The sequence below is a fragment of the Methanosphaera sp. A6 genome, from assembly GCF_001729395.1.
Classification (GTDB): domain Archaea; phylum Methanobacteriota; class Methanobacteria; order Methanobacteriales; family Methanobacteriaceae; genus Methanosphaera; species Methanosphaera stadtmanae.
On the sequence record NZ_MAIF01000017.1, the window covers coordinates 1 to 12,084 of the forward strand.

Below are 12,084 nucleotides of genomic sequence, written 5' to 3' on the forward strand. Positions count from 1 at the left end.
TTATCAATAATATTATTTATAATGATTTCAGGATTGCTTTTATTAAAAAAAGATAATCCTATAAATACAATTCCAAGACGAATAAAAAGGATATTAGAACCATTTATTGTTTGGTTTATAATATATTTTATTGTTAAATGGTCATTAGGATTGTTTGAATCAAATACAAATAATTTCTTAGTATTATTTATAAATGCTATTTTAGATCCTACAATAGTTAGTGTACAATTCTGGTTTGTATATATGATTATTGCATTATATATTGCCACACCTTTAGTTTCAAAATTGGTTCATACATTAACAGATAGGGAAATAGAATATTTTTTAGGAATATGGTTTGTTTGTTTAGTATTGAAATTTATTGATAAAAATATACTAATCTTAGACTTTATGGGTTTTTTCATGGGGCACATGGGATATTTTATACTTGGATATTATCTAAGTAACACTAAAAGATATTGTTTCAACAATAGAAAATTTGCAATTTGTCTAATTGTAATAGGTACTCTTATTACATTTATGGGAACATTATATTTAACAAGTTTATCAAATTCATTGGACTTAAAATTCTTAACACTTGGGGATTTAACACCAGGTGCTGCTATTCAAGCAGCAGGTATTTTTATTCTTATTAAAAATACTGATTTTAGAGAAATATATGGAAAATACAGTGAAATTATTAATAATCATATTATATTATTTAGTAAATTATCTTATGGAATGTATTTATCAAATGTTTTATTAATCAATCTATGTTCTAAAATAGGAATTTTTTCACTGAATATTCCACCATTTATAAATGTACCTATTATGGTAATCATGTTAATTGTCATATTATCTGTAATGTTGTTAGTAATGAATAAAATACCTATCATTAAAAAGGCAACAGGATTGAATAATAATTTAAATAAAGGGTGAAATCATGAAGTTATTACTTTTTGTAACAGGAAGAGGTACTGGGGGAGATGCTGTTATAGCATATAACATACTAAAAACACTAGAAAGTAGGGGCATTATGGGAGAAATTGTATTAGATTATAGTGCTCAAGGATATTACTTTAAAAAACATAATATGTCTTGGTTAAAATCATCAATACCTGCAGCTGGAGGACATGCTGCATCTAAATTATCTTTATTTAAAGCAGGATTAAAAACAATCAAAGCAGTAATTGTAGGATGTCATTTAATTAAGAAAGAAAAAGCCGATGGGGTAATAGGTATTATAGGTGGAGGATCTGTTATTGGATGTTTATCTGCTAAACTTGCACATGTTCCAGCAGTAGGTATTGTATCAACACCAACAGATACTAAAATATCCTTAAAATGTAATAATACTATTTTATTACCAGAATCACCATTTTTTACTACTAAAGATACAATTAATATATCGAAGTATCATGTTAAAAGAGAATATTTACCAATAAGAGAGGATATTGTATGTGGTGATAAAAATAATATTCTTGATAAATTAACTGATAAATATGATGCAAATAAAAAATCAATACTCTTTGCTTCAGGTTCTACTCTTTTTGAGGATATGGCAAAGGCAGCACGTAATTATGCTCGGGAAAATGATGATGTAAATATATTTGTAATAGGTGCACCGTTACATGAGGGGATAAATGAAATAATAGATCATCCTAATATCATAAATCTTGGATATGTAAATTATATTGATGACTTATATGACTTGGTGGATTTGGCTGTAATAACAGATGATGGTCTAACATTACATGAAACAATAGCTTGTAAAATACCAGTGGTTGTAGTTATAGGAGTAAAATATGGGCGATATCATGGACTATCAAAGATATTTGAAGGAGCAATAATTGAAAGTAATGTAGATAATATAACTTATAATATAAATAAAGCTTTAAATGATTATAGTAGTATGAAAAGAGCAGTATCAAAATATTCAAGAGATATACTTGAGTCTAGTGAAAAAATTATTGATTTTATATCATCACATATTATTTAAATTCTTCTTTTATTATTTTTTTTATCTTAAAAAGATTATTTGAAAATTAAGTTAATATTTAAAAAAAGATGTTAAGTATTATTAAATAATACTTCTTTTAAAATTATTAGTTTTTTTTATTTTGAAATTTAACTTAGAAATGATGTTCTCTTGTTTTTTGGGAGAAGATTTCCCTAATAATGTAGTATCCAATAACGCCTCCAATAGCACCTACAACTATGAATATCAGTAAATCCATTACTGAAGGTCCAATATTTAGAAATTGGGAATATCCATAAGTATCATTCATACTAACAATTATGTATGTAATTAGAGTAATTGCTATTGAACCACTGGCTGAGGTTATACCAGCAGCAACAATTGATTGTTCAATTTCATCATGTTTCATCATACCAACTAGTATTCCTGTAAAAAAGAATAATAATCCAGCTGTAGGTGTAAGAAATCTGATAATGGTTGATGCTATAAATAATTGATATCCAATAAGATATGCTATTACAATTATTGATACACCAATGGGTATTGTTTTACTTTCAAATAATTCATTTAAATCCATATTAATTACCTCTAAATTATATTATTGTTTTAATTCATATAACTCATTTATTATATGAAAACCTAGTGAACTCCCAAGACAACCTACAAATATATATAAAATTAGATAAACAAGGGATGATTGTATAAGTGCAATGGCATATAATCCACCTTCAATATAATAAACACTAATTAATGAGATTATAAACGATAATATGAAACCTAACATAAAAGCAACAAATGCTGTTATTAAAGTATAGGTCATAGAATCATGTTTTATTATTCCACATACTATTCCTACAAATAATAAAAGAGGTAGTATTAATGTGGAATCTTGGTCAAGTAATGTACTAGTAGCAATTATCATTAAAATAGTTAAAGGTATAGTTTTTCCTGAAAAAATATTTTTTATATTTATTTTCATCCCTCCAAAAAAAAGAATATAAGTAAATAATTATTTACCTATTCTATTGGTTTACCTTCAATAGCACTTATTTTATTTGGGAAATAATTATCTACAATATATTCAAGACCATATTTGGAGAATGATTGCTGTTCTGCCTTACGTCCAAGTTTAATCATTTTCTTAATTTCTGTCTGCCAGAAATCAGCCTTATATCTAGGATCAGCAGCTAATTCTTTAAGACGTGCTACATCAATATCTTTTAGTTTATCAGTAGGAAGATCATAATTTTCAATATCTGATGCTGTTACTCCAAGGAATTTAGCATCTGGAGTTGCAAGGTCATGATTTACGTGAGCTAATTTTGCACTACCTGATATAATTACCATAGCAATGTGGAAACCCCATGGATCTCCGTCGTTACAAATATAAACAGGAACTTGTAATTCATCACTGGCTCTTCTAATAAATCTACGTGTTGCACGTGCAGCTTGTCCTTTTAATCCTACAATCAATGTATTAAATCTATCATATGCTTTTTCTTGAACCATACGATGATACATCCCCATGGTTTCCACTGCAATAATTCTTTCTACATTTGAATCAACAAATTCAACATCATCAATCGTTGGAGGAATGGTATAACCTGATTTTCCAAGTTTTTTAGCATTAAATTCAACATCATCATCACGTAGAGTTATATCACCATATACTGAAGCACCATCTTCCTCTGGTAATAATCCTAGATTTTCACGAGATACACCAAGAGTTACTTCTATATCTTCTGTTATGTTGTTTGATTCTTGCTGGTTATCAAATCCAACATCCCATCCTTCAGATACATAGTACATCTCCCTCATAGTAGCAGTTTTTTGTATATTTACTAATTCCTTACAGAAATTACCAACACACATCATCTGTGCCATTTTCTTTATTTGTTTTACATTACCTAAAGATCTAGTACCTTTTCTTTCACCTAATTCAAAATATCTTTTATCTTGATTATAGATGATATTTCCTGTTCCTCTTGATGGAATTTTTAAACTAGGTACTTCTTCTTGAAGTATCTTTTCAAGAACTTCATCCCCCATACCTCTTAGTTTATTTAAAGCTATTTCTTTATGTTTCATCATTGTCTATCTCTCCTACTTAGAAATTTTCATCCTCAGATAATTCTTCCTCTATTTCAGTTTTTATTCTCATTTCTGGTTCTTCAGTTTTTACTTCCATAGGTTTGATTTCTGGTTGTTTAAGACGATTTTTCATATCCATAATCTTAGCTTTGTGTGTAACTTCATCCATTACCTTATTATATTCTGGAACATCTTTTTCAGCAAGTAATGCAGATTGTTTAATTACAACAGGGACTAAATCTTCAAATATTTTAGCTCTCATTTCTTCATTTTTTGCTGCTTTTTTAGTTCGTATGTATTTTTCTAGTTTACGAGCTATTTTCATTGTTGCTTGTCTTATTTCACGTACAATTTCTTCTTCAGGTGCAACACTTTGTTTTCCTGTTGAAAGGTATGGTACATTTGTTGAAATAATATTTACAAATACTGATATTGGTGCATTATCTAAGTCCCGTACACCATATCGTCTCCAGTCAATACTTTTTAAAGCTTCAGTTATTGCACAACTTCCCTGGTCAAATGTTAAAGGAACTCTGTTAGCAAATCTCATAATTTCTGCTTTTCTTTGACTTCCAATTAATCTTCCAGAATTACCACCATATGCAATTCCTGCTTCTACAATAAATGATACTCCTCCACGGTATGCTTGAGGTTTTCTTGTTATAGCAGTTGAAAATTCTGGTAAGAGAATTTCATTTATACCTTTTTCTATTTGTTCACTACCTATTGGCTTAAGACCATTTGTTGGTGGTGCCATGAATTTCATTTTATCAAATTGTTGAACAACAGCTTCAGCTTCTTTCCATGTTATGCTTTTTGGTCGTTTGTTCATATCAATACCTGTAGCTTCTTGTATTTCTTTTATTTTTGCTGCAGATACTCTTGATAGGGAATCCATTAGTAGATTTTTAAATCGTTTTTTATTTGTACCTTTACATAGGTATATTATATCATCTGCTGTTACACCTTTTGGATGAGGTAATACTTCTTTAGGTAATGGTGGTATTTTATCTGTTGCTCTTTCAAAAGTGTATTTTCTACCTGTTGGATCTTTAAATACTATTCTTGCATGGGGATTTCCAATAACAGTACGTCTTATGTATTCATAAGCACCTTGTTCACTCATGGAATAAGATACATCTTTAAATTCTATTTCTATTCCAGATCCGGTTCTATCTGTTTCAAATTCTTTTTTATTAAGAATTATTCCAGTATTCTTTTTAACATCAAGTTTTACAGTCATTTCAATGCCTTTTAATTCATTTCCATCTTTGTATCTTGATCTTATTTTTACTGGTTGTCCTGTAGTCATCTGTGATAATAATACACATCCACTACATCCTAGACCTTGTTGACCTCTAGATTGTATATTTCTGAATTTACTTCCAGCAAACATTTGACAGTATACCTTTGTTATGTAATCTTCAGGAATACCAGGTCCATTATCTGCATGTTTGAGTAGGTAATGATCTTTTCCTAATCTTTTTAATTCTATTGTTATATCAGGCAGTATTCCTACTTCTTCACATGCATCTAGACTGTTTGTTATAAGTTCGTGAAATACTATTGTTAATGATCTTATTTTTCCAGAAAAACCTAACATTTGTTTATTTCGTCTGAAAAATTCAGATGCTGTTAATTCCTTAAATTCTTCAAATAATTCTGATGTATCACGTTCCAAGGATTTCATTCCTCCGATAAATTATTACTTTTATTTTAAATAGTATTAAATTTTGTATTTCTCTAAGTTATAGTTTTAAGTTAATTCCTTCTCTAAATATTAAATAACTATTAAAAATATGACTTATTTTTTTTATTTCATACATATGTACTATTTAAAAAATGTTGATTTTTTATACTATATTTTATGTAAAACATGTAATATAAACGTTAGGATATATATCCTTGTTGAATATATTTATATAGGTTAGGGGGGGGTCTTGATAAGTAATAGTTGTTAGTAAAAATATTTAAATAGATTTTTATATAATCACTTATTTTAATAATGTAAAAATAATAATAAAAAAAAATGTAAAAAGAGATTTTTTACAAGGTTTCAGATTCTTCTTCAAATTCATTATCTTCATCATCTTCACTAATAGCATTCTTATTGTAATCTTCCTCAGCATCAGTGAAGTCTTCATCAGTATCCAGGTCTTCTCTTAAAATATCTTTCATGTCTGGTTTACCATTAACCATTTCATCAAATTCTTTTCTTTTAAGTTTATCATGCATTTTTTCAAGATATGCATATACAGTTTTTTGTCTAGATCCTTCAAGTATCATTTCAATAGCTTCTCTTGCCATTTGTATATTTTCAATTTCTCCAATTAAAGATACTGTTTTACCATAGATACTAATTTCAACATCAAGCATATCATGCATGATTTGTCTTGTTCTTCCATTTTTACCAATGATTCTACCTTTTTGTCTTACTAAAGCTTTTTTAGATTTTCCAACATAATCTTGTAAATTAATAATTTCCAAAATTAAATCATCATTTTCAAGAGTTAAAGCAATATCAGGATTGAATCCTCTTCCAATAGCTTTAATCATATATCTAGCTTTCCAAATTGCTAAAGGATCATCTGTTTCATCAGTAGAACTTATAGCAATATTTCCAGTATCACTATCAATTTTAAGTTCTGTTTTTGTAATAATTTCTAATTGATGTTTTATTTTTCCATTTTTACCAATTGTTACACCGACTCTATCTTTCGGAATTTTAAGGTATTCTGTGTTAACCATTATAAAAAAGCTCCTTTATAACTTCTAGTCTTCTCTAATAGTAATAATATAAATCGATTGATTAATCGTATTTATGAATAAATAAGAAGGTTTATGATAACTTAATTTAACCAATCTTCATTAAATAGTAATAAATAAGATTGTTTTCTATTTAATTGGTGATATATAATAAATATCTGATAATTAGTTATAATCATTCTATAACCTATTTAATATTTATTATGGTTTATCTTAATACGAAGTTTATATTTATTATTTCTAAATTCTCTGTATCTTACTTTGTTTTAACTATTATAAAAAAGTATATGTAAAATATTGCTTCTACATACTATCCAAGAATATACTTAGTCATTTTTAATAATTCTATTTCTAACATATTCATATGTTAAATTTAATTTGAATTTCTTACTATCATATAGTATATTTTTAATATCGCGTTCAAGTAAACTTCTACTTGAAGGATGACTATCTAGTGTAGATTGTGAAACATCAATAATATAGGGGTGTCCATGTGATAAGAGAATATTGTATCTAGAAAGATCACCATGAACAAGATGTGCCTTGTTATATGCAACATCCATAAAATCAATAATCTCCTCAAAAACCTCACTAGCATTATCTAATTTGGCCTTACTCAGTGGAGGTGCTGCACTATTATCATCATCAGAGTATTCTAAGTATTCCATTACCAACACATTTTCCATGGCAATATAGGGTTCAGGAACTCTAAGACCTAACTTATATAACCTACTAAGATTTTTAAATTCCTTCTGAGTCCATGCAGTAATAATCTGTCTTGTATTATTTCCATGACTCTTGAATCTAGGATCACCAGCAATATATTCCTTAATCTTTTTAAAATCAAGTGTCATAACCCTATATATTTTCACAGCAACAGGATTGTCATCATCATCAATACCAAGAAATACATTTGCTTCCTTACCAGTACTTATAACTCCATTTAAACTTCGAATATATCCCTTATTTGCAAGTTTATAGAGAACTTTTAATGTTTTGTCATCAAAAACTTCACTAGAAACTTGTTTATCTTCAACACTTTTTAATCTTTTAGTTTCTTCTAATTTTCTCATTTGCTTATCTGCATCAATATAGTGTTTATTCAAGTAACAACCCTCTTCTACTTCTTATTATTCTTTTGTATTTTTATTACCTAATATTTTTTTTGTATATATAACAACACTCTTGATACAATATATAAAACAGGTAATTCAATTAATGGTCCAACTACTAATGCTATTGCAATTAATTCATTGTTTGGAAAGGATTTTATAGCAATAGCAAGTGCAAGTGGGGAATTACGTGCTAATGTTGTAAGAGTTAAACTTACATAATTTTCATAATTAAAATCCAGTTGTCTAGATAAAATAAAATCTAATATGAAATTAACTATGAAAAATATCATTAATGGAATAAATATAAGACCAATTACATCTAAGTTTTCAAAAAGACTACTTGCTTCAGTATTAAACAATCCAAATATTGCAATACATAAAAATAGTATTTGACAACTTGAAAAAAATCCAGTAATTTTTTCTTTAGTCTTATTTTTATTTCTAAGAATAAATTTAACAACTTCTGATCCAATAAATGGGATAATAATAAATGTCAACAACCCATCTACTAAATCCAACATTACAATATTATTAGAATTTGAGAAAAATAACACTAAATATACTGGTAGTAATATTATCTGTAACAGTAAGTTAATTGGTAGTATAGATAAACTAAGTGGAACATTTCCCTTGGATATTTTAGTAAATAACAAATACCAATCAGTACATGGAGTTAATATTAACATGAAAAATCCTATAAAAATATCAACATGTCCATATAAAAATAAGCTTCCTAGAAAATATCCAAAAAGTGGTGTCCATATAAAATTAATTAAAATACTAATTATTGTGAATTTTCTATTTGAAAAACTACTTCTAATATCCTCGAGGGGAATATCTAAAAACAGTGCAAATAACATTAATGCTAGAAAAACAGTTATAAGTAAGGGGCTTATATTATTTAATAAGGAAATATCCTTAAATAGTAATCCTAGTATAATAGCTCCAAAAATTAAAATTGGCTCTAATTTTTCTATCATATTCATATTATTAACCTCTAATTATTATAAGAGCTATTATTAGGATTGTTTTATATTTTATTATATTTTTAGGAATCCTCTTCTTTCAAGGTAATTTGCTTCTGTACGGGTGTATCTCCAAATAACATCTGCTTTTTCATCACTTTGGAAATCCCATGGTTTTACAAGTACAACATCACCTTCACGAATCCATATACGTTTTTTCATTTTACCAGGAATACGACATAATCTGATTTGTTTATCATTACATCTTACTTTAAGTTTTCCATGTCCTAATATTTGTTCAACAACTCCTGGAATTTCACCACGTCTAGGTGATCTTACACGTATGTTTTCTCCACCTTGATTGTTATTATGGTTATTTTTATGATTATTTTTATTGTTAGATTTCTTCAAAATATATGTCCTCCCATAATTTTCCTTTATGAATTAATTATCCTAAAATCTCATCTTCTTATTTTAGTATCTTCCTTAGAAATACTAACTTTATATTACTATAATATATGTTTTTTGAAATATATATTATTTTTAATGTATTGTGATTATTAATGTATTTTTTTTAATTAAATCTATTATGGTATTATTTAAAGAAAAAAGAGAAATAAGAAATTATTTTTATCCTACTTTATTAATTTTAATCAATGATTTAATAGGTACATTATCAGAATCATCAAGTCCTTTTTTATCCACAAGAACTGTGACAACTAGAGGATTTGCACCATTTTTTTTACATACTCTAATAGCATCAGTAATTGTAGCTCCACTTGTTATAACATCATCTACAATTACAACTGTTTTATTTTTAATATTAGCAAAGTTATGACTTAGAGCTCCTTGTGCTGATTCATTTTTCATATGTTTAATTGGATGAAATACTGCAAGTTCAGCATCTAATATTTCAGCCATTATAGTAGCAAATGGTACTCCACTAATACTAATACCTACAACTGCATCAACAACTCCTTCTTCAACAGCCATGTCAGATAATGCTGAAGCAATATACTGCATACGTGATGAACTAGAACCAATAGTTTTCCAATTAATAGCAAAATCATCAGGTTTTTGTTTCTGTTTTGTTTTATTAACTGTGGTCATTTGCATAATTAACCATTGAGTTGTATCTTTAGATATATTTAATTCATCTGCAATTTCACCAGTGGTTAATCCCTTATTTCTAAGTTCAGTAGCTTTTTCAATTAATTTATTTTTCATTTTCATCACTTTAATCTAAATACACTAGTCTTTTATCTTTGGATGAGGTCATTGCAGCATCAACAATTCTCAATGCTTCATATCCATCTTTACCAGATACTTCTGGAGGAGTATTGTTTTGTACACAATCAACAAATGATCTTAATTCTTCTTTGAGAGGTTCTTTATTTTCAACTTTTATGTCTTCAACCTGATTATTTTCTTTAAATAATGTAACAGTTTGATTTCCATAATCAACACTTATAATTCCGTCAATTCCAGTAATATTTAATTGACGTTTTTTATATGGTGTTAACCAGTTAGTTTCAAGTATACTTAAAACTCCACTATCATATTTAGTCATAATTTCTGCATGGTCTTCAAACTCACAATTTTTAAGTTTACTACTCATATTTGCAAATACAGTATTTGCCCTACTATTAAATAGGTAATTGAAAATATCAATATCATGTATTGCTAAATCGATAGCAACTCCAACATCACGTATTCTTGGAGGAAAAGGACCTAATCTTTTTGAATTTGCAGTTACAACTTCACCTATTGCTCCTTCATCAATTAATTTTTTTGCAACTCTTACAGCCGGATTAAATCTTTCAACATGTCCTGTTGCCAAAGTTACACCTGCGTCTTCTGCTGCTTTGATCATTTCTTCTGCTTCATTTAATTTTGAAGCAATAGGTTTTTCTACAAGTACATTTTTTCCTGCTTCTATTGCCCGCATAACTACATCATGATGGAATACTGTTGGTACACAGATATTTACTACTTCAATATCATCAATTTGAAGTATATTATCATAATCAACATAACCTACAGTATTAAATTCTTTCGATACCTTATCAAGTGTACCTCGTACCATATCTGATATAGCTACTAAATTCGCATTTTCTAATTCAGAGTATATACGTACGTGGTTGTAACCCATAGATCCTACTCCAATAACACCTACATTTGTCTGTTTCATAAAGTATCCTCTCTTAATTTTGTTCCAATAACTTTTGCAGTATTAATAGCATTGTTTTTATCTGTTGTTTTGTTTACATCTGCTAAAAGTTTACCTTCAGGACTTAATAATTTACAATGTATATTTATGTTATTACCATCTACCTTTGAGACTATACCAATAGGCCATTGGCATCCAACACCTATAGTTTCAAGAATAGCTTTTTCTGTCATAGCTTCAATTCTAGAATCTTCATGATTTAATTTTGAAATAACATCATTATATTCTGAATCTTTATGTGTCATCACAGCTAAAGCTCCTTGTCCTGCAGGAGGAGTTATGTATTGTTCATCAAATACTTCTTTTATATGTTCCTGTAGGCCTAATCGGTTAATACCTGCTAAAGCCATTATTGTAGCATCATACTCTCCTTCTTCAACTTTACGTATACGAGTATCTATATTTCCACGTATAGGTTTTGTTTGAATCTTTTTACCATGTAATTTACAGAATGCTTCTCTTCTAACACTACTTGTACCTAATGTAGCATTTTCTGGTAGTTCATCCCATGAATAATTAGAAATTAATACTTCATTAATAGCTTCTCTTTGAGGTATGGCAGTTATTGTAAGCTGGTCATTTAATTCACTAGGTAAATCCTTAAAACTATGTACGGCAAAATCAATACTTCCATCAATGAGGGCTGTGTCTAATTCTTTTGTAAATATACCTTTAGCATCAATATTATATAACTGTGAATTTTTAATCTTATCTCCTGTTGTTTTAATTATTTTAGTTTCAATTTCTTCTCCAGTAATTTCTTCAAGAGCTTTTACAACAGTTTTAGTTTGTGTGGTGGCCAGTTTACTACCTCTAGTACCAACTATCAATTAATCTGCCTCCTCGACTTGACGTGATAATTTTAGTCACGTATTTTGTAGTAGTGATAATTAATTTTTTTTTATCTTAAAAAAAATTAGTAAATTATTTATTCACTCTTTATTATTTTATATTTAATTT

Annotated in this window: 12 protein-coding genes and 1 pseudogene; 2 read left to right on the top strand and 11 right to left on the bottom strand. The window is 28.0% G+C overall.

From position 1 onward, the window contains the following. On the top strand, positions 1-918 hold a 918-nt coding region (locus tag A9758_RS00495; RefSeq protein WP_069776307.1), incomplete at its 5' end, for an acyltransferase. A 4-nt stretch (positions 919-922) separates the two neighbouring features. Further along, positions 923-1,978, top strand: a complete 1,056-nt coding sequence (locus A9758_RS00500) for a hypothetical protein (RefSeq protein ID WP_011406919.1) — start codon at positions 923-925, stop codon at positions 1,976-1,978. A gap of 133 nt (positions 1,979-2,111) precedes the next feature. Here the strand turns inward: A9758_RS00500 and A9758_RS00505 are convergent, their stop codons facing one another. The 11 genes and pseudogenes from A9758_RS00505 to hemC form a co-directional block, all read right to left on the bottom strand. Continuing rightward, positions 2,112-2,534 carry a hypothetical protein gene (locus A9758_RS00505; RefSeq protein WP_011406918.1) on the bottom strand — a complete coding sequence of 141 codons (423 nt, stop codon included), beginning with the start codon at positions 2,532-2,534 and terminating at the stop codon, positions 2,112-2,114. 21 nt (positions 2,535-2,555) lie between these two features. Then, positions 2,556-2,936: a hypothetical protein gene (locus A9758_RS00510; RefSeq protein ID WP_011406917.1), complete on the bottom strand. Its 381-nt coding sequence runs from the start codon at positions 2,934-2,936 to the stop codon at positions 2,556-2,558. A 38-nt stretch (positions 2,937-2,974) separates the two neighbouring features. Beyond that, a complete protein-coding gene (locus tag A9758_RS00515) occupies positions 2,975-4,045 on the bottom strand; it encodes a DNA topoisomerase IV subunit A (RefSeq protein ID WP_048059903.1) in 1,071 nt (356 codons plus the stop codon). A gap of 19 nt (positions 4,046-4,064) precedes the next feature. Beyond that, positions 4,065-5,729, bottom strand: a complete 1,665-nt coding sequence (gene top6B / locus A9758_RS00520) for a DNA topoisomerase VI subunit B (RefSeq protein WP_011406915.1) — start codon at positions 5,727-5,729, stop codon at positions 4,065-4,067. Between the two features lie 455 nt (positions 5,730-6,184). Then, positions 6,185-6,796, bottom strand: a pseudogene (locus tag A9758_RS00525) (KH domain-containing protein); the annotation flags it as partial. A gap of 344 nt (positions 6,797-7,140) precedes the next feature. Further along, positions 7,141-7,920: a serine protein kinase RIO gene (locus A9758_RS00530; protein WP_011406913.1), complete on the bottom strand. Its 780-nt coding sequence runs from the start codon at positions 7,918-7,920 to the stop codon at positions 7,141-7,143. Positions 7,921-7,967: 47 nt separating this feature from the next. After that, positions 7,968-8,915 (bottom strand): arsenic resistance protein, encoded by a 948-nt coding sequence (locus tag A9758_RS00535; RefSeq protein WP_011406912.1) that lies wholly within the window; start codon positions 8,913-8,915, stop codon positions 7,968-7,970. Positions 8,916-8,969: 54 nt separating this feature from the next. Further along, positions 8,970-9,305, bottom strand: a complete 336-nt coding sequence (gene eif1A / locus A9758_RS00540) for a translation initiation factor eIF-1A (protein WP_011406911.1) — start codon at positions 9,303-9,305, stop codon at positions 8,970-8,972. 219 nt (positions 9,306-9,524) lie between these two features. Next, positions 9,525-10,121: an orotate phosphoribosyltransferase-like protein gene (locus A9758_RS00545; protein WP_011406910.1), complete on the bottom strand. Its 597-nt coding sequence runs from the start codon at positions 10,119-10,121 to the stop codon at positions 9,525-9,527. A gap of 10 nt (positions 10,122-10,131) precedes the next feature. Then, positions 10,132-11,085 (bottom strand): Gfo/Idh/MocA family protein, encoded by a 954-nt coding sequence (locus tag A9758_RS00550; protein WP_011406909.1) that lies wholly within the window; start codon positions 11,083-11,085, stop codon positions 10,132-10,134. Then, a complete protein-coding gene (gene hemC, locus A9758_RS00555) occupies positions 11,082-11,954 on the bottom strand; it encodes a hydroxymethylbilane synthase (RefSeq protein ID WP_011406908.1) in 873 nt (290 codons plus the stop codon). The genes A9758_RS00550 and hemC overlap by 4 nt, the downstream gene beginning before the upstream one ends. Between the last annotated feature and the right edge of the window lie 130 nt (positions 11,955-12,084).

Coding starts and splice junctions, on each gene's coding strand:
- A9758_RS00535 (WP_011406912.1), bottom strand. CDS start 8,915: ATGAATATGATAGAAAAATTAGAGCCAATTTTAATTTTTGGAGCTATT.
- A9758_RS00550 (WP_011406909.1), bottom strand. CDS start 11,085: ATGAAACAGACAAATGTAGGTGTTATTGGAGTAGGATCTATGGGTTAC.
- A9758_RS00500 (WP_011406919.1), top strand. CDS start 923: ATGAAGTTATTACTTTTTGTAACAGGAAGAGGTACTGGGGGAGATGCT.
- A9758_RS00515 (WP_048059903.1), bottom strand. CDS start 4,045: ATGAAACATAAAGAAATAGCTTTAAATAAACTAAGAGGTATGGGGGAT.
- A9758_RS00510 (WP_011406917.1), bottom strand. CDS start 2,936: ATGAAAATAAATATAAAAAATATTTTTTCAGGAAAAACTATACCTTTA.
- A9758_RS00505 (WP_011406918.1), bottom strand. CDS start 2,534: ATGGATTTAAATGAATTATTTGAAAGTAAAACAATACCCATTGGTGTA.
- A9758_RS00545 (WP_011406910.1), bottom strand. CDS start 10,121: ATGAAAAATAAATTAATTGAAAAAGCTACTGAACTTAGAAATAAGGGA.